This window comes from Curtobacterium sp. Csp1 (assembly GCF_013347185.1).
The window spans coordinates 3,171,911-3,193,839 of sequence record NZ_CP054594.1; the positions used below are offsets into that span (position 1 = coordinate 3,171,911).

General features: G+C 75.0%; 23 protein-coding genes and 1 riboswitch. Of the genes, 11 read left to right on the forward strand and 12 right to left on the reverse strand.

Annotated features, from left to right (window positions below; translation table 11 throughout):
* Positions 1–60: 60 nt before the first annotated feature.
* From HUN58_RS15285 to HUN58_RS15300, 4 genes are all read right to left on the reverse strand, one after another.
* Entirely contained in the window at positions 61–2,178 is a 2,118-nt protein-coding gene (locus tag HUN58_RS15285; RefSeq protein WP_180225126.1) for an alpha/beta fold hydrolase, read from the reverse strand.
* An 81-nt stretch (positions 2,179–2,259) separates the two neighbouring features.
* Positions 2,260–3,132 (reverse strand): patatin-like phospholipase family protein, encoded by an 873-nt coding sequence (locus HUN58_RS15290; protein WP_180225127.1) that lies wholly within the window; start codon positions 3,130–3,132, stop codon positions 2,260–2,262.
* 81 nt (positions 3,133–3,213) lie between these two features.
* Positions 3,214–4,242: an NADPH:quinone reductase gene (locus HUN58_RS15295; protein WP_180225128.1), complete on the reverse strand. Its 1,029-nt coding sequence runs from the start codon at positions 4,240–4,242 to the stop codon at positions 3,214–3,216.
* A 102-nt stretch (positions 4,243–4,344) separates the two neighbouring features.
* The gene (locus tag HUN58_RS15300) at positions 4,345–4,707 is read right to left on the reverse strand and encodes a helix-turn-helix domain-containing protein (protein ID WP_058741795.1); all 363 of its coding nucleotides are present in this window, start codon (positions 4,705–4,707) and stop codon (positions 4,345–4,347) included.
* 99 nt (positions 4,708–4,806) lie between these two features.
* On the opposite strand from HUN58_RS15300, the gene HUN58_RS15305 reads away from it, so the two are divergent.
* The gene (locus HUN58_RS15305; RefSeq protein WP_180225129.1) at positions 4,807–5,454 is read left to right on the forward strand and encodes an NAD(P)-dependent oxidoreductase; all 648 of its coding nucleotides are present in this window, start codon (positions 4,807–4,809) and stop codon (positions 5,452–5,454) included.
* Positions 5,455–5,805: 351 nt separating this feature from the next.
* Here the strand turns inward: HUN58_RS15305 and HUN58_RS15310 are convergent, their stop codons facing one another.
* On the reverse strand, positions 5,806–7,131 hold the full coding sequence (locus HUN58_RS15310) for an MFS transporter (RefSeq protein ID WP_141861084.1): 1,326 nt from the start codon (positions 7,129–7,131) through the stop codon (positions 5,806–5,808).
* 133 nt (positions 7,132–7,264) lie between these two features.
* On the opposite strand from HUN58_RS15310, the gene HUN58_RS15315 reads away from it, so the two are divergent.
* Positions 7,265–8,122 (forward strand): LysR substrate-binding domain-containing protein, encoded by an 858-nt coding sequence (locus HUN58_RS15315; RefSeq protein WP_141861086.1) that lies wholly within the window; start codon positions 7,265–7,267, stop codon positions 8,120–8,122.
* Between the two features lie 10 nt (positions 8,123–8,132).
* On the opposite strand, the gene HUN58_RS15320 is transcribed toward HUN58_RS15315, so the two are convergent.
* The gene (locus HUN58_RS15320) at positions 8,133–9,287 is read right to left on the reverse strand and encodes a hypothetical protein (protein WP_180225131.1); all 1,155 of its coding nucleotides are present in this window, start codon (positions 9,285–9,287) and stop codon (positions 8,133–8,135) included.
* A 102-nt stretch (positions 9,288–9,389) separates the two neighbouring features.
* On the reverse strand, positions 9,390–10,037 hold the full coding sequence (locus tag HUN58_RS15325) for an NADPH-dependent F420 reductase (protein ID WP_180225130.1): 648 nt from the start codon (positions 10,035–10,037) through the stop codon (positions 9,390–9,392).
* A 146-nt stretch (positions 10,038–10,183) separates the two neighbouring features.
* On the opposite strand from HUN58_RS15325, the gene HUN58_RS15330 reads away from it, so the two are divergent.
* The 4 genes from HUN58_RS15330 (at position 10,184) to HUN58_RS15345 (ending at position 12,066) form a co-directional block, all read left to right on the forward strand.
* Entirely contained in the window at positions 10,184–10,480 is a 297-nt protein-coding gene (locus HUN58_RS15330; protein WP_058743238.1) for a GNAT family N-acetyltransferase, read from the forward strand.
* Between the two features lie 21 nt (positions 10,481–10,501).
* The gene (locus HUN58_RS15335) at positions 10,502–10,963 is read left to right on the forward strand and encodes a VOC family protein (RefSeq protein ID WP_141861092.1); all 462 of its coding nucleotides are present in this window, start codon (positions 10,502–10,504) and stop codon (positions 10,961–10,963) included.
* An 87-nt stretch (positions 10,964–11,050) separates the two neighbouring features.
* Positions 11,051–11,566 carry a MarR family winged helix-turn-helix transcriptional regulator gene (locus HUN58_RS15340; RefSeq protein ID WP_141861094.1) on the forward strand — a complete coding sequence of 172 codons (516 nt, stop codon included), beginning with the start codon at positions 11,051–11,053 and terminating at the stop codon, positions 11,564–11,566.
* Positions 11,563–12,066 (forward strand): metallophosphoesterase, encoded by a 504-nt coding sequence (locus tag HUN58_RS15345; protein ID WP_180225340.1) that lies wholly within the window; start codon positions 11,563–11,565, stop codon positions 12,064–12,066. The genes HUN58_RS15340 and HUN58_RS15345 overlap by 4 nt, the downstream gene beginning before the upstream one ends.
* Positions 12,067–12,146: 80 nt before the next feature.
* On the opposite strand, the gene thiD is transcribed toward HUN58_RS15345, so the two are convergent.
* The 3 genes from thiD to thiM form a co-directional block, all read right to left on the reverse strand.
* The gene (gene thiD / locus HUN58_RS15350) at positions 12,147–13,604 is read right to left on the reverse strand and encodes a bifunctional hydroxymethylpyrimidine kinase/phosphomethylpyrimidine kinase (protein ID WP_254631513.1); all 1,458 of its coding nucleotides are present in this window, start codon (positions 13,602–13,604) and stop codon (positions 12,147–12,149) included.
* Positions 13,601–14,341, reverse strand: coding sequence for a thiamine phosphate synthase (thiE, locus tag HUN58_RS15355; protein WP_254631514.1), 741 nt, complete (start codon positions 14,339–14,341; stop codon positions 13,601–13,603). Before thiE ends, thiD begins: the two co-directional genes overlap by 4 nt.
* The gene (thiM, locus tag HUN58_RS15360; RefSeq protein WP_180225132.1) at positions 14,338–15,201 is read right to left on the reverse strand and encodes a hydroxyethylthiazole kinase; all 864 of its coding nucleotides are present in this window, start codon (positions 15,199–15,201) and stop codon (positions 14,338–14,340) included. The genes thiE and thiM overlap by 4 nt, the downstream gene beginning before the upstream one ends.
* Positions 15,190–15,286: riboswitch (TPP riboswitch) on the reverse strand. Its footprint overlaps the gene before it by 12 nt.
* 58 nt (positions 15,287–15,344) lie before the next feature.
* Between thiM and HUN58_RS15365 the strand changes: the two genes are divergently transcribed.
* The 3 genes from HUN58_RS15365 (at position 15,345) to HUN58_RS15375 (ending at position 18,161) form a co-directional block, all read left to right on the forward strand.
* Positions 15,345–16,235, forward strand: a complete 891-nt coding sequence (locus tag HUN58_RS15365) for an NUDIX domain-containing protein (protein ID WP_180225133.1) — start codon at positions 15,345–15,347, stop codon at positions 16,233–16,235.
* A gap of 148 nt (positions 16,236–16,383) precedes the next feature.
* Positions 16,384–17,133, forward strand: coding sequence for an aminoglycoside phosphotransferase family protein (locus HUN58_RS15370; RefSeq protein WP_058741637.1), 750 nt, complete (start codon positions 16,384–16,386; stop codon positions 17,131–17,133).
* A gap of 77 nt (positions 17,134–17,210) precedes the next feature.
* The gene (locus HUN58_RS15375; RefSeq protein WP_180225134.1) at positions 17,211–18,161 is read left to right on the forward strand and encodes a DnaJ domain-containing protein; all 951 of its coding nucleotides are present in this window, start codon (positions 17,211–17,213) and stop codon (positions 18,159–18,161) included.
* Positions 18,162–18,186: 25 nt separating this feature from the next.
* Here HUN58_RS15375 and HUN58_RS15380 read toward each other — a convergent pair whose 3' ends face one another.
* Entirely contained in the window at positions 18,187–18,549 is a 363-nt protein-coding gene (locus tag HUN58_RS15380) for an RNA-binding S4 domain-containing protein (RefSeq protein ID WP_114850849.1), read from the reverse strand.
* A 69-nt stretch (positions 18,550–18,618) separates the two neighbouring features.
* On the opposite strand from HUN58_RS15380, the gene HUN58_RS15385 reads away from it, so the two are divergent.
* Both HUN58_RS15385 and HUN58_RS15390 read left to right on the forward strand, forming a co-directional pair.
* Positions 18,619–18,885 (forward strand): hypothetical protein, encoded by a 267-nt coding sequence (locus HUN58_RS15385; RefSeq protein ID WP_208745579.1) that lies wholly within the window; start codon positions 18,619–18,621, stop codon positions 18,883–18,885.
* 93 nt (positions 18,886–18,978) lie between these two features.
* Positions 18,979–20,157, forward strand: coding sequence for a hypothetical protein (locus HUN58_RS15390; protein WP_180225135.1), 1,179 nt, complete (start codon positions 18,979–18,981; stop codon positions 20,155–20,157).
* Here HUN58_RS15390 and HUN58_RS15395 read toward each other — a convergent pair.
* Entirely contained in the window at positions 20,154–21,698 is a 1,545-nt protein-coding gene (locus HUN58_RS15395; RefSeq protein WP_217488542.1) for a S1C family serine protease, read from the reverse strand. The genes HUN58_RS15390 and HUN58_RS15395 overlap by 4 nt on opposite strands.
* Positions 21,699–21,929 lie beyond the last annotated feature (231 nt).

Genomic DNA, 21,929 nt, shown 5'->3' on the forward strand with positions numbered 1-21,929 from the left:
GCAGCCGCGCCCGCGCCGCGCCCCGCGCCGCGCCCGGCCCGCGCCCGTGCCCGCGCCCGCCTACCCCAGCAACTCCGGCCGCTCCCACGCCTCGCCCAGCACGTGCTCCGCCAGGAACGCGAACACCGTCTGGTACCAGACCACCGCGTGCTGCGGCGCGAGCACCCAGTGGTTCTCGTCCGGGAAGTACAGGAACCGGTGCGGCATCGACCCGTCCGGCCCCGCGTGGTGCTCGGCGAGCTCCGCCCACAGGCGCAGCCCCTCGCCGATCGGCACCCGGTAGTCGCGGTCCCCGTGCACGACCAGGAGCGGCGTCGTGATGTCCGCCACGAAGCGGTGCGGGTCGTTCTCGTGCAGCCCCCGCTCGTCGAAGATCGACTGCCAGTACCGCGCCGAGTCGGTCGTCCCGGCGAACTGGTCGAGCGCCCACAGGCTCGCGTGCGTGACGATCGCCCGGAACCGGTCGGTGTGCCCGGCGACCCAGTTCGCCATGTACCCGCCGAAGGACCCGCCCATCGCCGCGGTCCGGGTCTCGTCGATGTCGTCCCGCGCGACCACGGCGTCCGTGATCGCCATCAGGTCGGTGTACGGCGCCTGCCCCCACGCGTTCCACCCGCGGTTCACGAAGTCGAGCCCGTAGCCGGTCGACAGCGCCGGGTCCGGCAGCAGCACGGCGTACCCCCGCGCGACCATGAGCTGCGGGTTCCACCGCCAGGACCACTGGTTCCACGAGTTCAGCGGTCCGCCGTGGATCCAGAGCAGCAGCGGGTGCGGTCCGTCGCCCTCCGGCAGCAGCAGCCAGCCGCGCACGCGGGCACCGTCGGCCGCGGTCACCGCGACCTCCTCGGTCCGCGCGGGCACCTCCGGCAGGGGCGCGGGGGTCGCGAGCGGGGTCACCGTCTCGTCGGTCGCGATCCGGACGGGGTGCAGCGGCGCCGCCCAGGAGGCACGGAGCGCCACCACGACGTCCGTCCCGGCCGCCACGCGCAGGCTGGAGTACGCCCAGTCGTCGTGGGTCACCTGCTCGACGGCCCCGCCGTCGAGCGGGATCCGGAAGAGCGGCGCACGTCCGTCCTGGTCCGCCACCGCCAGGAGCGCGCCGTCGTCCGGCGTGAACACGAGCTCGGACGGCCACCGGTCCCAGTCCGCGGCGACGCGACGAGCCCCCGAGCCGTCGAGCGCGGCGACCCACACCTCCTGCTCGTTCGCGCCGGCCGGGGTGGAGCGGACCGTGCGCACCCAGGCGATCGTGGTGCCGTCGTGGCTCAGGGTCGGCAACTCGTGGTCGACGCCCTCCTCGTCGAACAGCACCGTCCGGGTGCCGGTCGCGACGTCGATCGTGACGACGGCCGACCGGGTGCCGCGGGCCTCCTGCACGCCGACCGCGGCGAGCACGGTCGACCCGTCGGGCGACACCGTGCCGCCCACGTGGTCGAGCGTGCGACCGGGTGCCGGCGTGAGGTCGCGGGGGGCCGGAAGGTGCGCCGGGTACCCCGCGGCGCGGTCCTCGTCCGCGCCCGGCTCGGGCGCGGCGTCGGTGGCCGCCGTCGACGGGACCCGGGCCTCGGGCTCCCGCAGCTCGCCGGCCTCCAGCGCGAGCAGGTGCGGCTGCGCCGGACCCAGGTCGTGGTCCCAGAACCGGACCGGGTAGGTCTCGTGCAGGACGGCCCCGACCCGACGGTCCTTCCGTCGGTCCCGCAGTCGGGCGTCCTCGGCGATCACGGTGTCGCGGTCGGTCCCGGCACCGGGCAGCAGGTCGGCCGTCAGGACGACGGTATCGGCCGCGCTCGCGACGCCGAACACCCCGCCGACGCCGCCTGCCAGGGCCGTCACGGGTCGTGCCTCGCCCCCGGCCGCGGGCAGGAGCCAGAGCTGGGCGCCCTCGGGGTCGTCCCCGGACTCGTCGGGTCGTGCCGAGACGAACAGCAGGTCGCCGGAGCGCGTGAAGGCGACCCCGCCCTCGCCCTTCGCCGAGCGCGTCAGCCGCACCGGGGTGGCGGAGCCGTCGGTGTCGGACGGGGCTGCCGGCACCTGCCACACCGACCGTCGGTACCCGGTGCCGCGCTCGTCCAGGGCGCTCACGGTCAGGGCGACGCGCGTGCCGTCCGGACTCAGGGCGATCCCGTCCACGCGGGGCAGGGCGGTGTACTGGTCCAGGTCGGAGAACGGCGTCGTCATGCCCTCACGCTACGGCTGTCGTGCACCGTGCAACAGGGGGCACCGGCGACGAAGCCGCTCAGGCCCGCCAGGCGGAGCCGCTCAGGCCCAGAACGCCGCGATCGCCTCGGCGACCGTCTGCCCCTGTCGCCGCCCCTCGGTGGACGCGGGCGCCTGGGTCGACAGCGACAGCGAGTTGTCCCCGAACGCGTGCTGCGAGGCACTGTCCGCGACGACGACCTCGACCGAGCTCCCGCCGGCGCGCAGGCCCTCGACCGCGACGTCGAGCCACGGCCCGAGCGGCGACGGCCCCTCGGGACCGCAGGCGATCACGAGCACCCGCTCGTATCCGGCAGCGACGTCGGCGTTCGTCGCGGAACGCATCCCGCCGTCGATGTGCGGCACCCCGTCGACACGGACGGGCGACCAGACGAACGGCACCGAGCAGCTCGCGGCGACCGCGCGGGAGAGCGGGACGCCGGACCCGGCCGTGAGCACCCGGAAGGTCCCGTCGACGGCGTCGATCGCAGTGACGCCGAACGGCTTCGTCGGCCACTCGGTCGTCGGCAGCGTGTGCGAGAACGTCGCGATGCGCTCCTCGTCGGTCTGCCCGGTGACGACCTGCTGCGCCACGGCCCCGAGTCGTGCGCGGGCCTCCTGCTCCGAGGCGGCACCGGTCAGGATCTGCACGAGCCGCTCCTGGTAGTCCTCGGACGCGATCCGGGCGGGCTCCTCGTAGCTCGTCGGCAGCGGCGCGTGCTGCTGGTCGTACGCGGCCTGCACCTGCCCGGCGCGGACGAACGCCCCGACGACGCTGCCGGCGCTCGAGCCCACCACCAGGTCGGCCGCGTCGAGGTCGACCCCGGCGTCCTGCAGGGCGGAGAGCACGCCGACCTCCCACGCGATGCCGGCGACGCCGCCACCGCCCAGGACGAGGGCTCGGGTACCGGGGGCCGGGGTGGCGAGTTCGCTCATGCGACCTGCTTACCAGGTCCGGGAACAGCGGACGGGAGGATCGTGGCGGGCCCCGCCACGATCCTCCCGTCCGTCACCGCGTCAGACCGACGCGACGTCGATGAGCACCTTGCCGACCGCGTCGCCCTCGACGGCGTCGTGGGCCGCGGCGGTGTCCTCGAGCCCGAAACGCACGAGCGGCAGGCCGGCGTCCTCGCCGACGGGCAGGACGCCGTCCCGGAGCGCGGCGGTGACGTCCTCGGCGGCGGCCGCCAGCGCGTCGTCGCCGATCGTGTAGAGCAGCAGGAACTGGTAGCGGGCGTTCACGCTCATGTTCGGGCGGATCGGCAGGGTCGCGTCGTCCCCGCCGTTGTTCGCGTAGATCGAGACGACCCCGTGGTTCGCGAGGACGTCCGCGACGAGCCCGGCGTTCTGCGGGATCGAGACCTCGACGACGATGTCCACGCCGTCCGGGGCGATCTCGCGGATGCGGGCAGCGGCGTCCTCGTCGCGGTAGTTCGCGGTGTGGTGCGCGCCGGCGGCGGTCGCGAGGGCCGCCTTGGCGTCCGAACTGATGGTCGTGACGACGGTGGCGCCGGCCCAGCGGGCGAGCTGGATCGCCGCGTGCCCGACGGCTCCGGCGCCACCGGCGACCAGGACGGTGCGGCCCTCGAGCGCACCGGGGGACAGGCGCGCCGGGCCGTGCTCGTGCGTGGTCAGGGCGCGGTGGGCGGTCATCGCGGGGACGCCGAGCGAGGCACCCACGTCGAAGCTCGTGCCCTCGGGGAGCCGGACGGCACGCGCGGCGGGGACGACGGTGTACTCCTGCGCGGTGCCGGTCGGGCGGCTCGCAGCGGCCATGTAGAGCCAGACGCGGTCGCCCTCGGCCAGGTCGGTGACGCCCTCGCCGACGGCGTCGACGACCCCGGCTCCGTCCTGGTTCGGGGTGATCTCCGGGAAGGGCAGGGCGTCACCGTAGGTGCCGCCGGCGCGGGCCTTCCAGTCGGTGGGGTTCACGCCGGAGACGACGACGCGGACGCGGACCTCGCCGGGGCCGGGCTGCGGGACCTCCCGGTCGACCAGGTCGAGGACGCTGCTGGCTCCGGGCTTCGTGTAGACGATCGATCGCATGGGACCAGGCAACCACCGCGGGGGCCGGGGGCTTCCCGGCGACGTTCAGCGGGCGTGCGCGCCGCCGGGCGTGCGCTCCGGTCGGCTCCGGTGCGCGTCCGCTCAGCGGGCGTCGTAGGCGTCGCGGGAGTCCTGCACCTCGGCCATGTGCGTCGTCGCCCAGTCCTCGAGCGGTTCGAGCACGGCCCGGAGCGACCGGCCGCGCTCGGTCAGCTCGTACTCGACGTGCGGCGGGATCTCCGGGTACACCGTGCGCGTGACCAGGCCGTCACGCTCGAGGGCGCGCAGGGTCTGCGTCAGCATCTTCTGCGACACGCCCTGCACTCGGGACGCGAGCGCCGAGTACCGGAGCGGACCACCCGCGAGCGACCCGATCGTCAGGACGCTCCACCGGTCCCCGATCCGGTCGAGCAGCTGCCGCGAGGGGCAGTCCGCCGCGTAGGGGCTGTACTCGAGTGCTGACATCACGACCTCCGTTACGCACTGACAGGTGCCTACTTCCTGAAAGAGAGTAACGCGAGTACGGTCGGTCGCACCAGATCCACGTCCGAGGAAAGGACCACCATGACGAGCATCGTCGTCTTCGGCGGCACCGGGTACGCCGGCTCCGCCATCACCCGCGAGGCACTGTCCCGCGGCATCGCCGTCACCGCCGTCGCGCGCGACACCTCGAAGCTCGACGCCGCCGAGGGGCTGACGCTCGCGCAGGGCGACGCCTTCGACGCCGACTTCGTCGCGGACGTCACGAAGGGCGCCGACGTCGTCGTGGTCGCCCTGCACGCGGTCCAGGCGGACGGCGGCGAGCTCAAGGACGAGTTCCAGCACTTCGTCGACGCCGCAGCCGCAGCCGGTGCGCGCCTGGGCATCGTCGGCGGCGCGGGCTCGCTGCTCGTCGCCGAGGGCGGCCCCGCCCTGTTCGACACCCCGGACTTCCCCGACGCGTTCAAGGGCGAGGCGAAGAGCCACGCCGAGGTCCTCGAGGCGCTCAAGGCCTCCGGCACCGAGGTCGACTGGTTCTACGTGAGCCCGGCGGCGGCCTTCGGGGGCTACAACCCCGGCGAGCGGAAGGGCACCTACCGCACCACGGACGACCTGCTGCTCACCGACGCCGAGGGCAACTCGGACATCTCCGGCGAGGACTTCGCGATCGCCTTCGTCGACGAGGTCGAGCACCCCGCGCACCACCGCGCCCGCTTCGGCGTCGCGTACTGACGCGCGGCGCCCCGCGCGCGAACCGACGGCACGCCGCGCCACGGACTTCCGTGGCGCGGCGTGCCTTCCGTTGTGCAAGGCGACCGCGTCGGTGTCGCACCCGGCAGTGGACACTGCACCCCGCTGTGGCGGGGTGCAGTGTCCGGAGCGGGGTGCGATCCGCGGGAGCACCCCGCGGCGCGCGTGCGCGACCGCCCACGGGCCTGGAGGCGCGTGGCGGCCGTGCTCCGTGCCTCCCGTCCGGCGGGTGGTGCGTCCTGCTCGCGCACAACCGGAAGCACACCGTGCCACGTGATCGCGTGGCGCGGCGTGCTTCCCGTTGTGCGGAACACCCGGCGCGCGCGCCGCGCCCTACCGCTGCCCGACGATCGCCGGCAGCGGTAGGTGGTGGCGCATGCGCACCGCCAGGTGCAGCCCGCCCCGCCGGGCGAGCACGAGCCCGACCACCGCGGCGGCCACCGCCGGGACGCCCCCGGCGACGACCATGCCGACGTGGGCCCCGAAGTGGTCGACGACCTGGCCCATGAGCGGACCGCCGATCGCCTGGCCGCCCAGCAGCACCAGGACGTAGAGGGACATCACCCGGCCGCGGATCGCCACGTTCGACGACAGCTGCACGAGCGAGTTCGACGCCGTCATGAACAGCAGCTGCGACATCCCGACCGCGACCAGGGCGACGGTGAACGGCGCGATGACCGGGATCGAGCCGGACACCACGAGCAGCACCCCGGTCCAGAACACCCCGCCGACGATCGTGCGGAGCCGGACGGTCGCCCGACGCGTGGACAGCAGCGCCCCGGCGAGGGCACCGACGGCGACCGCGGAGTTGAACAGGCCGTAGCCGCCCGCGCCGACGCCGTACACCTGCGACGCGAAGGCCGACAGCAGCACGGGCATGGTCAGCGCGAAGACCGAGAAGAAGACCATCAGGACGACCGGCACCAGGATCGTGGGCTTCCGGACGGCGTAGCGCAGGCCCTCGACGAGCTGCCCCTTCGTCCGCGGTGCCGGTGGGGTGCGGTGCAGCTCGGACACCCGCAGGAACCCGAGGGTCACGACGACGGCCACGCACGCGACCGCGTTGACGCCGAAGGACCACCCGGCACCGACCGCGACGAGCAGGGCGCCGGAGAGCGCCGGCCCGATCATCCCGCCGAGCTGGAACACACTCGAGTTCACGCTGATCGCGTTCCGCAGGTGCTGGTGGCCGACGATCTCGGTGACGAACACCTGGCGCGCCGGGTTGTCGATCACGGTCACCATGCCGACCAGGAACGCGATCACCCAGATGTGCCACGCCTGCACGACGCCGGTCAGGGTGAGCACGGCGAGCAGGGTGGAGAGCACCGCGAACGCGCCCTGCGTCAGCATCATCAGGGCCCGCTTCGAGAACCGGTCGACGAGCACCCCGCCCCAGAGCCCGAACAGCAGCATCGGGGCGAACTGGCACGCCACCGTGATGCCGACCTGCGCCACGGACCCGGTCAGCTGCAGGACGAGCCAGTCCTGCGCGATGCGCTGCATCCACCCCGCGGTCATCGCCACGAGGTTCGTCGCCGTGAACAGGCGGAAGTTCGGGACGGAGAGCGCGATGAGGGTGTGGCGCCACGGCGGGCGTTCGGCCTGGATCGGGAGGGGTTCGGTGGGTGGGGGGAGGGTCGTCGATGACGCACTCACGGTGGTGGGGCTCCGGATCGTCGCGGGCGGACGGGTGGTCAGTACCCACTCGAAACTAGTTCCACGAGAGCCATTCGGCTCCCGTATGGTGGCTATCACTCCATTGCGATGTCGAATGAAGGAGGGAGCGCCGATGCTCGACCCCGTCCTGCTGCGCACCTTCCTGGCCGTCGCCGAGTCCGGCAGCTTCACGCTCGCCGGGCAGCGTCTCGGGATCAGCCAGCCGACGGTCTCCCAGCACGTCCGCCGCCTCGAGACCGCGGTCGCCCGCACCCTCGTCGCCCGGGACACCCGCGGCGTCGCGCTCACCGACAACGGGGACGCGATGGCGGGGTTCGCGCGGACGATCCTCGCCGCGCACGCCACCGCCGACGCGTACTTCTCCGGCGCCGCCACCCGCGGACGGCTCCGCTTCGGCGCAGCGGACGACCTCGCGATCACGCAGCTGCCGAGGATCCTGCGGGACTTCCGACGCCTGCACCCTCAGGTGAACCTCGAGCTCACGGTGAACCAGTCCGCACCGCTCCTGCGCCGCGTGCACGCCGGACAGCTCGACCTGGTCTTCATCAAGCAGACCGCGGGGGAGTCCGCCGAGGGCACCCGCGTCGCGACGGACCAGATGGTGTGGATGGCGCAGGACGGCATCGCCCTCGAACCCGGCGAGCCGGTGCCGCTCATCGCGTACCAGGCGCCGAGCATCAGCCGGCAGATGGCGATCGACGCGCTCGAGGCCGCTGGCCGCACCTGGCGGATCACCTGCAACACGCGGGACGTCAACGGGGTCCTCGCGGCGGTGCGGGCCGGGATCGGCGTCGCGGTCTTCCCGCACTCGCTCATCCCCGCGGACCTCGTGAAGGTGTCGCAGCGCCTGTCGCTGCCGGACCTGCCGGCCGTCGACTACGTCCTGATCGCCAACCCGACGGTGCAGCGCGAGCCGATCGACGCCCTGACGAACGCGATCACCTCGCGTGGGGTCGTCCGGGCGGTCTGACCCGGCGCCCCTACGGGGCGAGCGTCGTCGTCGCGCCCGTGCCGGTCAGGTCCGGCAGCGTCACGCCGGCGAGCGGCAGGAGTGCGGTCGCGACCGACCACAGGAGCACGAGGGTCCCGACGCCGCCGAGCACGGCTCCGAGGAGTGCGAGCGGCCGCTGCCACGTCGCCGTCCGGTCCCGCAGGACGGTCGCCGAGAGCAGCAGCGCCACGACCCCGAGCGCGAGTCCGGTCGCGTGCACGGTCGTCGGTGCGGTGAACCACCAGGCCGCCAACGCGAGCGTCGCGATTCCGGTCAGGGCACCGAGCGCCGCTCCCGGGGTTGCGCCGACGGCGGGCCGGCGGTCGGTCCGTGTGGTCGCCGCTCCGGCCTGGAGGCGCGGTGCCCGTCCGCCACGTCCCCTCGCGGTCGTCGCCTGGTCGGGTCGCGGCAGTTCCTGGGTCCGGTGGCCCGCGTCGGTGGTGGACACGTTCGACGGGGCCGGGGCGGAGGCGGCGGGCGCGGCAGCGTCGGCCGGCGTCGATGCCGGTGCGGCGGGCGTGATGATCGCGTCGAACGCCCGGGTCGCCGCGTCGGGCTGCGGCGGGGCGGCAGCGGGCAGCGGTGCCTGCTGTCGGGCGAAGCGCGCGGGGGTCCGGTACCCGATCGGCCCGGAGGGCTCCGGCTCCGTCCCCTCGACGACGACGTGCTCGAGCCCGGGGACCGAGAAGCGCGGCTGCCCGACCTCGGGGACGGCGGGCTGCACCGGCGCCGGCGGAGCTGGGAGCGCGGCGGCGACGGTCGGCGCCGGGGTCGACGAGGGGGCGACGGCCGTCGGGGACACCGGGACCGCGTCGGTGGTCGGGACCTGCACGGCGGGCGAGGTCGGTGCCGGTGGCAGGAGGTCCTGCTGCGGCGGGAAGTCGGGGACGACGACGTCCTCCGGTGACGGGAGCTGCGCGCCGGAGTCGGGCTCTGCGCTCGCGACCGCGGCGGGCGGGAGCTCCGCGGCGGCTGCCGTGCTGGCGACCCGCTCGGACAGGTGCGACGCGACGACGGGGGCGGGGTGTGCCTCCAGGCCGGGGTCCGCGACCACGCTCGTGACCGCAGCGTGCGGCGGCGCGGTGACCCAGGCGGGTACCGGTCGGCGGGGCCGGTCCCGGTCCGGCATGCGGTGCGACGCCACTGGTGCTCCCTCGTCCGTACTGATCCATCGTCAGTTCTATCCGTCCGCATGGACCTCGGCGCAGCCCCAGTTCCGGGGACGCGGGGCTGCGCCGGGCGGGGGTCACATGTCGCGGTAGCGCTTCGCCTCGGCGAGCTTGCCGTGCAGCTCGTCGGCCGTGTACCGCGTGACGTACCCGGGGGTGTCCCGCTGGATGCGCCAGCCCTCGGCGAGCGGTCCGGCGTCGACGACGTCGAAGCCGAACGAGTCGATGAGCTCCGACACGACGGCCTTGGCGTCCTCGTCGTCACCGGCGACGACCAGGGCGCGGCGGTCCGGCGTGCCGGCGGGCTGGGCCTCGTCGGTGAGGGCCGACGCGGCGATGTGGTTGAAGGCCTTCACGACGCGGGCGCCGGGCAGGTGGTCCTGCAGGAGCTCGGCGGTCGTGGTGGTCTCGTCGTCGAGGGCCGCGATGTGGCCGTCGCGCTGCGGGTAGTAGTTGTTCGTGTCGATGACGACCTTGCCGACGAGGGGTTCGACGGGGATGGTCTCGATCGCGGCGAGCGGGGTGGTCACGACGACGACGTCGCCGGCGGCCGCCGCCTCGTCACGGGTCGCCGCACGGGCGCCGTCGCCGAGTTCCGCGACGAGGTCCTGCAGCGTCTCCGGTCCGCGCGAGTTCGCGATCACGACCTGGTGGCCGTGCTGCACCGCGAGACGTGCGAGCTGGGATCCGATGTTGCCTGCTCCGATGATGCCGATGGTGGTCATGCGACCTGCAACACCGCGTGCGGCGGCGCATTCCCGCACGGTGCACGGCCCGTCCCGGCCGGGTGGGGCGGCGAGTCCCGGTCGGGTGGGACGCCGAGTCCCGGCCGGGTGGGACGGCGAGTCTCGGCCGGGTGCATGATGGCCGCATGGCCCACGAGTTCCGCGACGAAGCCGACCGCGACCGCTACGCGATGTACGTCGACGGCGAGCTCGTCAGCGTGCTCGACCGCCGCGCGACCGACGACGCCGTGTCGTTCCCGCACACCTACACGGTGCCGAAGCACCGCGGCCACGGGTACGCGGCGCAGCTCGTCGAGCACGCCGTCGCGGACGTCGAGGCCACCACCACGAAGCGCATCGTCCCGATGTGCTGGTTCGTCGCGAAGTGGTTCGACGAGCACCCCGAGAAGGCCGACCTGCTCAGCCGCGGCGCCGCGGACTGACCCCACCACGCGGAGGCGACGATGCCGACGATCACCCCCTTCCTCTGGTACGACGACCAGGCAGAGCCCGCGGCGCGGCACTACACGAGCCTGTTCGGGGACAGCCGCGTCGACAGCGTCGCGCGGATGCCCGACGGGTCCGCACTGGTCGTCGAGTTCACGCTCCTCGGACAGCCGTACCGCGCGATGAACGGCGGACCCGGCCACCCGCACACCGACGCGGTGTCGTTCCAGGTCGACGTCGACACGCAGGACGAACTCGACCGCGTCTGGGACGCGCTGCTCGCCGACGGCGGCGAGCCGGTCGCGTGCGGCTGGCTCCGGGACCGCTGGGGCCTGTCGTGGCAGGTGACCCCGTCCATGATGGGCGAGCTCATGACCGGCAGCGGCGACCCCGAGGCGAACGCCCGGGTCTTCGCGGCCATGCAGCAGATGGTCAAGCTCGACATCCCCGCACTCCGGGCCGCGGCGGCGGGTCACTGAGGGTTCCGCGCACGTACCCGCCGGTATGGTGGCGGGACCGATCGGCGCCGACGGACGGCGCACCCCCGCGAGAGGCTGGAGACCGAGATGAGCAGCCCGAGCTCCGACGTCCGGGACGGAGACCTCCGCGACGGAGCCGTCCGGAACAGCGACGTCCGGAACAGCGACATCGGCCGCGCCTACACGGAACTCTCCCGGATCACCCGACGCGCGAGCATCCGCGCCCGCGGTGACGACGAGGCACTGAGCGTCGTCGACCAGTCCCTCGTCGACTTCGTCGTGCAGCACCCCGGCTGCATGGCCATCGACATCGCCCGGTACCTGCGGCTCAACCGCTCGACGATCTCGCGGCAGCTGTCCGGGCTGCTCGCCGCCGGGCTCGTCCGCACGACCGACGGTGGTTCGGGAAACGCCAAGCCGCTCGAGGCCACCGACGCCGGACGTGCCGCACTCGACCGGTCGGTCCGGATGCACCGCAGCGCCCTCGAGGAACGCCTCGCCGAGTGGTCCGACGACGACGTCGCCCTGCTCGCCGGGCTGCTCGAGCGGCTCGGCGCCGCGGACGAGGCCGGCCTGCCGATGCCCGGTCGCACGGCCTCGTGACGACGTCGTTCGTCCTGCTGTCCGACACGCACCTGCCGAAGCGCGCGAAGGACCTGCCCGCCGGGCTCTGGGCGGACATCGACGCCGCGGACCTCGTGGTGCACGCGGGGGACTGGGTCGACCTGGCCACCGTCGACGCCGTGCAGGCACGCTCCCGGCGCTTCGCGGGCGTCCGCGGCAACAACGACGGTCCCGAGTTCGACGACCGGCTGCCCCTCGTCGCGCACCTGCTGGTCGAGGACCTGCGCTGGGCGGTCGTGCACGAGACCGGGGCCGCGACGGGGCGGGAACGCCGGGCGGACCGGGACCACCCGGACACCGACGTGCTCGTGTTCGGGCACTCGCACATCCCGTGGGACACCGTCGCCCCGTCGGGCATGCGGCTGCTCAACCCGGGATCGCCGACGGACCGCCGCCGCCAGCCCGACCACACGTGGATGCGCGGCGAGGTGTCGGGGAGCGCCCTGACCGTCGAGCTGGTCCGTCTGCCCCCGCGCTGACCCCCGGCATGCGGACCCGGGCGCGCTGACCCCGGGCCCGGGCCCGGGCCCGGGCCCGCCCCGGGGCACGCGCCGCCCCGTCAGTCCGTCGGCATCCGGAAGAACGCCAGCTCCCAGGCCGTCGACGTCCGGAACGCCGCCGTCATCCGCCCGCGTTCCTCGGCGCTCGCCGCGGCCGCGTGCCGCTCGACCCAGTCCGTCGCCGCCGCCGAGGCCGCCGCGAACCCCGGGTCGCCGTAGGCTCCGAGCCAATCGCCGAACGGGTGTCCCTCTGGTGCCCGGCCGAGCCGCGTCCCGACCCAGGCGTAGACCCGGAAGCACGGCAGCACCGCCGCCGCCAGGACCGCCGCCGAGCCGGTGTCCGCCGCCCGCTGCAGGTGCGCGAGGTACCCGGCGCACACCGGGTGCACGGGGTCGTCCGCCCGGGAGCCCGCGAGCCGGCGGTGGTGCAGGTCCCGCGCCTCGTCCGCACACCCCTGCGCGGCACCCGCCCAGAGCGCGGCTTCGTCCGACGACGGTGTCGCTGCCGAAGCCAGGGCCGACAGGTGCCCCTGGTACGCCCGCAGGTAGTGCACGTCCTGCGCCAGGTACCCCGCGAAGACCTCCGTCGACAGCGTCCCGTCCCGCAGCCCCACCAGGAACGGCGTCGCGAGGGTCTCCTCGAGCACCCTGGCGACGTCCGTCCACCACCGGTCCGTCCACCGCACCGGGGGCAGGAGGGCCCGCACGGCGGCACCGTGGTCGACCGGTCCGTTCCCGCTCCCCACGTGCAGGTCGTCCGCGCCGGCCAGTGCGGCACCGAGCCACGCCTTGGCCTCGCCGACCGCGAGCTCCCAGTCGCCCGTCCGCACCACGAGCGTCGCGATCGCGCTCGACAGCGAGCACCCCGTGCCGTGCGTGTTCGTCGTCGCGACCCGCGGCGCCGAGAACGTCCGCCGCGCGCCCGAGGGCTCCACGAGCTCGTCGTCCGCCGTGGCCCCGTCGTCGTGGCCGCCCTTCGCCAGGACCCGCACGCCCCAGGTCCGTGCGACGAGCAGGGCCGGATCGTCGCCGCCCACGGCACTCCCGCCGTCCGACGCGCCCGCTGCCAGCTCCGCCAGCACCGCGAGCTCCGCCCGGTTCGGCGTCACCAGGTCGGCGAGCCCGAGGAGCTCCCGGACCGCCTCGACCGCGTCCGCGTCGAGCAGTCGGTCGCCGCTCGTCGCCACCATCACCGGGTCGACCACGACGACCGGTGGCCGGTGCGCCCGGAGCCACGCCGTGACCTCGCGGACGACCGCGGCGGTGCCGAGCATGCCCGTCTTCACCGCGTCCACCGTCACGTCGTCGGACACCGCGTCGAGCTGCTCCCGCAGGAACGCCGGGTCCGGCACGTGCACCGACCGCACGCCGTGCGTGTTCTGCGCGACGAGCGCGGTCACGACCGCCATGCCGTACCCGTCGTGCGCCGCGATCGCCTTGAGGTCCGCCTGCACGCCGGCCCCGCCCGTCGGGTCCGTCCCCGCGATGCTCAGCACGCGGGGCACACCCCCGGTCACGCGTCCGCCCCGTGGTCCGGTGCGCCGGCCTGGAGGCACGCCCCACCCCCGCCGTCGTCCGTCCGGTCCGCCCCGTGGCCGGGTCCGGCGGCGTCCCACGTCGCGACGAGCGCGGCAGCGGACGCACCAGGGTCGGCCGCGGCGCAGATGCCCGACACCACCGCGACACCGGCGGCGCCGGCGGCGCGGAGCGGTGCGACGTCGTCCAGCCCGACCCCGCCGATCGCCACGCACGGCAGGTCCGTGGCGGCGGCGATCCGCGCGAACCCGTCGTGCCCGAGCGCCGGCGGATGGTCCGGCTTCGTCGTCGTCGGGTGCACGACCCCGACCCCGAGCAGGTCCACCGTCCCGCGGGGGAGCCGCTCGACGGCCGCCAGGTGCTCCGGCGTGTTCGCGGTCAGCCCGACGTGGGCATCCACGCCGAGCAGGGCACGCGCCGCGGTCACCGGGACGTCCGACTGGCCGAGGTGCACCCCGGCGACGGCGTGCCCGGCGTTCCGCGCCGCCAGGGCAACGTCGAGCCGGTCGTCCACCACGACCGTCGCACGGTCGCCCACCGCGTCCGCGACCGCCGCGGTCAGGGCGAGCAGGTCCCGGGCCGACGCCGTCTTGTCGCGGACCTGCACGATCCGCACGCGGCCCTGCACGGCCGCACGGACGACCGCGAGCACGCCGAGGCCGTGCCGGTCGCACAGCACAGGGTCGGTCACCAGGTAGACACCCACGTCCGCGGTCACGCGCCGACCCCCTGCGGGGCGGTCGTGCTCGGTTCGGCGGTGATCCGGGCGGTGCGGACGACGTCCTCCGGGGTGAGGGACGCCAGCCGGTCCAGGAACAGCGGCTGGAACGTCCCCGGACCGCAGGCGTCCGCCGCCGCGAGTTCGGCGGCGATCGTGTGCACCGCCGTCGCCGCGACGGCCGCGGCCCCGGGGTCGTCCGGGGCCACCGCCGTGAAGGCCGCGACGACCGCACCGAGCGCGCACCCACCGCCCGTGATCCGCGTCAGGAGCTCCGTCCCGTTCGCCACCCGCACCACGCCGGTGCCGGGCGCGACCACGAGGTCGACCGCACCGGACACGGCGAGCGCGCCCACGATCCTCCCGTCCGATGCTCCGACGGCCGCCGCACGCGCGTCGTCGGGGCCGACCGTGCTGTCCACCCCGCGCCCACCGGCGCTCGCGCCGAGCACGGCGAGGACCTCGGAGGCGTTGCCGCGCAGGACCGCGGGGCGCATGGCCAGGAGCTCGCGCGCCAGCGCGGTGCGCACCGGGAGCGAGCCGACGGCGACCGGGTCGAGGACCCACGGGGTGCCCGCCTCGACGGCGGCCGTCGTGGCTTCGACGGACGCGGCACGCGGCTCGGCGTGCGGGGTGCCGGTGTTCACCAGCAGGGCGTCGGCGACCCGGGCGAACGGACCGGCCTCGGTCGTGACGTCGACCATCGCGGCCGAGGCACCGAGGGCCAGCAGGACGTTGGCCGTGACGTTCTGCACGACGGTGTTCGTGATGCACTGCACGAGCGGCGAGCGGGCCCGGACGGCCTCCAGCAGGTCGGCGGTGCGGTGGGCCCAGGCAGGGGAGGGCGCAGCGTTCTCCATGGACGATCCCTTCGCGAGTACGAGCTCGAGCAGGTTCGACGGGTGTGATCTCAGCCGCCCGGTGGCGGCACCCCGTGTCTCGGGGCACACGGTACACGAGCCGTCCGCAGTCATCGAGGGGGCCCGTGTGCCAGGGTTGACGGGTGCCAGATCCGACGCCTCCCGGACCCCCGCCCGGTCCGCGTGACCCCGGCGACGCGTGGGCGGTCGGACCCGACGGGACTCAGGCGTGGGGCCGCTTCGGCGCCGCCGGTCTGCTCGTCGACGACGGCCACGGCCGCGTGCTCCTGCAGCACCGCGTCGAGTGGAGCCACCACGGCGGCACCTGGGGCATCCCCGGCGGCGCCCGGCACCAGGGCGAGGACGCCGTCACCGGCGCGCTCCGCGAGTCCGCGGAAGAGGCCGGGGTACCCGAGGACGGTGTCGACCTGCGCCACACGGCCGTCCTCGACCTCGGGTTCTGGACCTACACGACCGTGGTGGGCCGCGCCTCCCGGCCGTTCGACCCGGTGATCGCGGACCGCGAGAGCCTCGCGCTGTCCTGGATCCCGCTCGACCAGGTCCTCGACCTGCCGCTGCACCCGGGCTTCGGCGCCTCGTGGCCGGCGCTCCGCGACGCCATCACGACCACCCCGCACGTCGTCGTCGACGCCGCGAACGTCGTCGGCAGCGTGCCCGACGGCTGGTGGAAGGACCGCGCCGGTGCCGCGTCGCGACTGCTGGCGTCCGTGTCGGCGCTCGCCGCGGCCGGGCTGCCCGCCGACGCCCTCGGGCTCGGCTTCGACCGGTGGTGGCCGCGCTGGACCGTGGTGCTCGAGGGTGCCGCGCGCGGTGCGGACGACGTCGGTACGGACGTGAACGTGGTGCGCGCGGAGGGGTCCGGGGACGACGCCGTGGTCGCGGCGACGGCGGCCGCGGTCGATGCCGGCGACGCGCCCGTCGTGGTCGTCACGGCGGACCGTGAGCTGCGTGAACGCGTCGGGGCGCTCGGGGCCGAGGCCCGCGGTCCCGGCTGGTTCCGCGAGCAGGGCTGAGCGACCGCCGGGCTCCGGTTCCGGTGTCGCCGGGCTCCGGTTCCGGGGTCGCCCTGCGACGCGCATCGTGACCGAACCGTGACGGAGGGGGCTCCGTGCCGATACGCTGGCGCCCACGTCGACGGGGACGTGCCGACAGGAGGTCACGATGGAGCGTGTCACGAGAGCCGACGACCGCGTCCACCGCCCAGCCGGGCCCTGGACGCCGACGGTGCACCAGCTGCTCACGCACCTGCACGAGCAGGGCTTCGTCGCGGCGCCCGAGCCCATCGCCCTCGGCGACGCGCTCGAGACGGTCACCTTCGTGCCCGGCGTCGCGGGCAACTACCCGTGGAGCGCCGAGATCGCGGGCGAGGCGGCCCTCGTCACCTCCGCGCGCCTGCTCCGGCAGTACCACGACGCCGCGGCCACGTACCCGCGCAGCGCGACGGACGTGTGGTCGCAGGCCGAACGCCTGCCGGTCGAGACGATCGTGCACGGCGACTTCGCGCCGTACAACTGCGTCTACGACGGCATCGCGGCGGTCGGGCTCATCGACTTCGACACCGCGCACCCCGGTCCGCGGGTGTGGGACGTCGCGAGCGCGGTGTACCGGTTCGCCCCGTTCACCACCGGGCAGGTCGAGGGCAGCACGGCGCCGACCCTGGACGAGCGACTCGAGCGGGCCGCGGAGTTCTGCCGCGCCTACGAGCTCGACGACCGGTCCCGCGGGGTGCTCGTCGAGACGATGACCGCCTCGCTCGTCGCCCTCGTGACGACCATGGAGACCGAGGCCGCCGCCGGCAACCCGAAGTTCATCAGCGACCTGGAACACGGCCACGCCGAGCTCTACCGGGCCGACGTGGCGTACATCGAGGCGAACGCGGACGCGATCCACCAGGCGGTCACCGCGCTCTGACGGACGGACCGCGCCCAGGCAGCGTGCAGCCCGCACGCGGCGGTCTCCGACGGATCGTCCGGTAGCGTCGGGAGGCCATGACCGACAGCCCGGCCGACGCCACCCCGTACGAGGTGCTCGGCGTCCTCCCCACCGCCGACGACGACGAGCTCCGTCGCGCCTACCGCCGGGCCGCCCGCGAGTCCCACCCCGACCTGGGCGGGGACGCCCGGCGCTTCCGGCAGGTCCAGGTCGCGTGGGAGCGCATCGGCACCCCCGCTGCCCGTCGTGCGTACGACGCCGGGTCCCGGGCGACGTCGGGGTCCGCCGGCACGAGCGGGCCGTCCGGGTCGTCGAGCTGGCGGAGCGACCCCGGCCGCGACGCGTACGCGCCGCCGGCCGCGCGCCGTGACTCCCGTCCGCGCGCCCGGTCGCACGGCCACCCCGGCGGCCGGTCCCGCGAGGTCTTCCTGCAGGCGGAGCGCGAGTGGGTGGGACTCGGCGACCCGATCGACGACCCCTACGACCCCGTGCTCGTCCGTTCGGCACCCCGGCACGTCCGGCGCCTGCTCGGCGAGGCCCTGGCGGAGGAGGCGACCGCGTCGATCGTCGCGGACATGGGCATCGGCGTGACCGTCTGGCACGACCTGGACGCCGGCGCCGAGGGCAAGCTCGACCACGCCGTCCTCACCACCACCGGACTCTGGGCCGTCGAGTCGATCGACTGGGGCGGCGCCGTCCGCATCGAGCACGGCGAGGTCGCTGGCGAGACCCTGGCGCCGGGGGAGCGTCCCGTCAAGGAGCTCGTCCGGGCAGCCCGTGCCGTGCAGAAGCAGACGCGCGTCCGGTTCACCGGCAGGCTGCTGGTCGTGCCCGACACCGCGGTGGACGAGGACGTGCAGGTCGTCGGGCCCGCGCGGAAGCCGACGGCCTTCGTGGTCCGCCGCAGTGCGCTCCGGCAGGTCCTGAACGGCGTGTGGTCCCCGGAGGGCAACGTGGACGTCTTCGCGGTGCGCGACCAGCTGCAGCAGACCGTCCGCTTCGTCTGACCGCGCGCTGCGCGGGGGGACCGCCTCAGTACCCGCGGAGCTTCTCCAGGTCCCGGCGCTCCCGCTTGCTCGGGCGTCCGGCGCCGCGCTCTCGGGTCGGGACGAAGCCGGCCTCCTCGCGGGGGAGCCGCGGCGGGGTGCGGTCCTCGAAGTGCTTCGCGGCCTCCGGGGCGCTCGTCCGCTTCAGGATGATGCCGCGGACGACGACGATCCGGTCGAAGCCGTTCTGGCGGACCCGCACCTCGTCCCCGGGGGCGACCGGCTGCGCGGCCTTCGCCCGCTCGCCGTTCACCCGGACGTGCCCGGCCTTGCACGCGGCGGTCGCGGCCGAGCGGGTCTTCGTGATCCGCACCGCCCAGATCCAGCTGTCCACGCGCGCCTTCTCCACCAGACCACCCTACGCGGCCGTCCCCGCGTCCCAGGCTCACTGCCGTGCCCGCGTCCTAGGCTCACAGCCGTGCCCCAGCCCGCAGCGACGCCGTCCGACCCCGCCGCGCTCGCCCGCGCCCTCGCGGTCCTCGCCGCCGCCGCCCCCGGTGACCGGCTCGTCGTCCGGGCACACCACGGCGACGGCGCCCGGGACGCCCTCGGCGAGCTCGTCGCCCGCACCCCGACGACGGTGTCGATCGCGACCCGCCGCGGCACGGTCGTCGTGCCCCTGGACGCCGTCGTCGCCGCGAAGCCCGTCCCGCCACCCCCGGCACCACGGCCTCGCCGCACCTGACCCCCGCTCCCGACCCCCGCGCCGGACCGCCCACCTCGCCCTGCTGCGGCGAGGCGACCCGACCACGCAGCAGCCCACCCGTAGCCTCGGGGCATGGTCGTCCCCGTCCCGCTCGGCACCGAGGACCGGACCGCCCGGCTGACCCTCCACCGCCCCGACCACTGGCACCGCGAGGACGCGCAGCAGGCGGACCTCCGCGTCACCGGTGACGACGTCGTGCTCACCGTCCGGTCCCGTCCGAGCGACCGGACGATCGCCGAGGAGCACACGAGCCTGCTCGAACGGCTCCCCGGGTCCGTCGAGGGGCTGCGGCTGATCGGCTCGGACGCGTGGACCGCGGCCGGCGCCCCCGCACGCCTCGTCGAGTACGTGCGGCCCACGGCGGACGAGTGGACCGAGGGCGGCGACGTCGCCGGTGCGCACCTGCTCTTCGTCACCGGTCGGCACCGGGTCGACGTCACCGTGGAACGTCCGCTCCGCCGGCTCGTCGCCACCGACGACCTCGTCTTCGCCGTGCTCGAGTCGGTCCGTGCGACCGAGCCGACCCCGGCACGCCCGCAGCGCGACCTCGAGCCGCTGCCCGCCCCCGCGCCCGCACCGGTCCTCGACGGACCGCGGGTGAGCGTCGCCGCACTCGCCACCCTGCAGGGCCTGGTCGGCCGCCGCTGGAACCCCACCCTCCTCCGCACCGAGGCGGGCCGCGAGCTCGTCGAGGCCGGCCTCGTCGGCCGGCTCGGCACCCTGCCCGAGTCCACGCAGGCGCTCCTCGCACCCTGGCAGGAGGGCACCCAGCCGGTCACGCTGGAACAGCACCTGCCCGACGGGCGGCGAACGCGCCTCCAGGCCTGGTCCGACACCGTCGTCGACGGGACGGACGACGTCGTGGTCGGCTCCGCCACGCCGGAACGGGTCGTCGCGCTGCTGGCCGGGAGGCTCGGCATCGGTCCGACGTGGACCTTCCCGTTCCGCACGGGGTCGCTCCGGGCGGACCTGCTGGGTCGCCGCGTCGGCGGCGGTACCGACGCGCCGGACCTGCCCGCGTCGGTCGCCGAGGGCGACCCGCGGCTGGCCCGGTTCTGGTCCGCCCCGTGGACCGTCTCGCACCTGCTGCGTCCCGGCCGTCCGGAGCCCGTCACGATCGTGCACGCTGCCGGGCACGGCTTCGCGCGCGTCGGACGCACGACGGCCGGGGAGACGTCCTTCCGGACGGACTCCCCGGCCAACGTGTACCGGAGCGTGGTGCGCGCGGTGCTCGCCGCGCCGGCCGCCTAGGCGGCCGGACCCGCGGTCAGGGTGACTGTGACGGTCTTCGCGGCGCCCGTGGCGTCGGTGTAGCCGACCGTCACCTCGTCACCCACCGAGTGGGCGCGGATCGCCGCCGTGAGGGCGTCGCTCGAGGTGACCGCGGAGCCGTCCAGGCTCGTGATCGTGTCGCCCTCGGTCAGCCCGGCCAGGGCGGCGCCCGAGTTCGCGACCGTCCCGGCGACCGCGACGCCGCCGCTCGTGGCGGTTCCGCGCACCTCGACCCCGAGGAACGCCGGCAGGCCGATCGTGATCGTGTCCGACGCGTGCCCGGCGAGGATCTCGTCCGCGATGGACTTCGCCGTCGCGATCGGGATGGCGTAGCCCGTGACGTCCGCCGACCCCGAGGACGCGGCGGTCGCCATGCCGACGACCTCGCCCTCGCTGTCGAGCACCGGGCCGCCGGAGTCACCCGACACGATGTCCGCGGCGACCTGCAGGAGCCCCTGCAGCGACTCGGTCCCGGTGCCGGATTCGCTCTGCACCTGGATGTCCTGGTCGGTCGCGGTCACGGTGCCCTGGGCGGACACCAGGTCGCCCGTGCCGCCGGCGTTGCCGACGTCGGTGATTGCGTCGCCGGTCTTCGCGCCGCCGTCGTCGTCCAGCGTGACCGTGGAGAGCCCGGAGGCGTCCTTGAGCCTGAGGACGGCGACATCGTGCGTGGCGTCGGTGCCGACGACCTCGGCGTCGTACTGCTTGCCGGTCGTCTCGTCCGTCACGGTGATGCTCGTCGCGCCCTGCACGACGTGGTTGTTCGTCAGGATCGTCCCGTCCGAGGTCAGGATCATCCCGGTGCCGGCGGCCTGCGACGACGCGTCGTAGTTGAGGACCGTGTCGATCGTGACGACGCCCTTCTTCTGCGCGGCGGTCGCGGCGGTGGCGACCGACTCGGTCGCCGTGCCGGAACCGGTGCCCGTCCCACCCGTGCCGCTGCCGCCGGTCCCGCTGCCGTCGCCGTACCCGGGGACGGTGAAGCCGTTCGTCCCGGACCCGCCCGTGCCCGTGCCGGAGCCGGTGTCGGGCAGGGTGCCCTGCGTCTGGCTCGACGTCGTCGTGGTGTGCTGCGTGGACAGGCCGAGTGCCGTGCCGCCCGCGGCGCCGAGGATCGCGAGCGCCGCGACGCCGGAGCCGATCACCAGGCCGAGCCGACGGGGCTTGCCGTTCTTCCCGGTGGTGTGCGCCCAGCCACCGGCGTGCGCCCAGCCGCCGGCGTGGTCCGCGGCGGCGGCGGCACCGGCCCAGTGCTGCTGGCCGTGCGCACCGGCGGGGTTGCCGAGCGACGCCCCGCCGAGGAGCGCCGCGGAGCCGACGAGGTACGGGCCGCGTCCGTCCTGCGTGTAGGCGTAGGGGCCCGAGCCGTCGGCGCCGTACAGGTAGGGGCCGCTGCCGTCGAACGCGTACGCCGGGCGGAGCGTGGTGCGGTCGGCGTGCGGCGCCTCCCACTCGGTCCGCGGTGCCTGCTGCGCGTCGTGCTTGTCGTCGGCCGCTGCGGGGTTCGGGGTCTCGTTCATCGGTGCTCTCCGGTCGTCCTCGGCACTCTGGTCGAGCGTCGTGGGACCCAGTACAGGCGCCGAACCCATGACGAGCCTATGAACGAACCCGGTGGCTGCTCCGGGGTTCCTCGGGGGCCGCCGAGCAGGGCACGCGCATAGGCTTGCACCACTGCCCATGCACGCGTCCGCTCCCCGCCCCCGTCCCCGCCTCCGCCGCGCTCCGCTCCTCCGGCCACGGCCAGAGCCGGT

What these genes read in the sequence shown, in the direction of transcription:
- HUN58_RS15285 (WP_180225126.1), bottom strand. Translation starts at nt 2,178, where the DNA reads ATGACGACGCCGTTCTCCGACCTGGACCAGTACACCGCCCTGCCCCGC.
- HUN58_RS15290 (WP_180225127.1), bottom strand. Translation starts at nt 3,132, where the DNA reads ATGAGCGAACTCGCCACCCCGGCCCCCGGTACCCGAGCCCTCGTCCTG.
- HUN58_RS15295 (WP_180225128.1), bottom strand. Translation starts at nt 4,242, where the DNA reads ATGCGATCGATCGTCTACACGAAGCCCGGAGCCAGCAGCGTCCTCGAC.
- HUN58_RS15300 (WP_058741795.1), bottom strand. Translation starts at nt 4,707, where the DNA reads ATGTCAGCACTCGAGTACAGCCCCTACGCGGCGGACTGCCCCTCGCGG.
- HUN58_RS15305 (WP_180225129.1), top strand. Translation starts at nt 4,807, where the DNA reads ATGACGAGCATCGTCGTCTTCGGCGGCACCGGGTACGCCGGCTCCGCC.
- HUN58_RS15315 (WP_141861086.1), top strand. Translation starts at nt 7,265, where the DNA reads ATGCTCGACCCCGTCCTGCTGCGCACCTTCCTGGCCGTCGCCGAGTCC.
- HUN58_RS15325 (WP_180225130.1), bottom strand. Translation starts at nt 10,037, where the DNA reads ATGACCACCATCGGCATCATCGGAGCAGGCAACATCGGATCCCAGCTC.
- HUN58_RS15330 (WP_058743238.1), top strand. Translation starts at nt 10,184, where the DNA reads ATGGCCCACGAGTTCCGCGACGAAGCCGACCGCGACCGCTACGCGATG.
- HUN58_RS15335 (WP_141861092.1), top strand. Translation starts at nt 10,502, where the DNA reads ATGCCGACGATCACCCCCTTCCTCTGGTACGACGACCAGGCAGAGCCC.
- HUN58_RS15340 (WP_141861094.1), top strand. Translation starts at nt 11,051, where the DNA reads ATGAGCAGCCCGAGCTCCGACGTCCGGGACGGAGACCTCCGCGACGGA.
- thiM (WP_180225132.1), bottom strand. Translation starts at nt 15,201, where the DNA reads ATGGAGAACGCTGCGCCCTCCCCTGCCTGGGCCCACCGCACCGCCGAC.
- HUN58_RS15370 (WP_058741637.1), top strand. Translation starts at nt 16,384, where the DNA reads ATGGAGCGTGTCACGAGAGCCGACGACCGCGTCCACCGCCCAGCCGGG.
- HUN58_RS15375 (WP_180225134.1), top strand. Translation starts at nt 17,211, where the DNA reads ATGACCGACAGCCCGGCCGACGCCACCCCGTACGAGGTGCTCGGCGTC.
- HUN58_RS15390 (WP_180225135.1), top strand. Translation starts at nt 18,979, where the DNA reads ATGGTCGTCCCCGTCCCGCTCGGCACCGAGGACCGGACCGCCCGGCTG.
- HUN58_RS15395 (WP_217488542.1), bottom strand. Translation starts at nt 21,698, where the DNA reads ATGAACGAGACCCCGAACCCCGCAGCGGCCGACGACAAGCACGACGCG.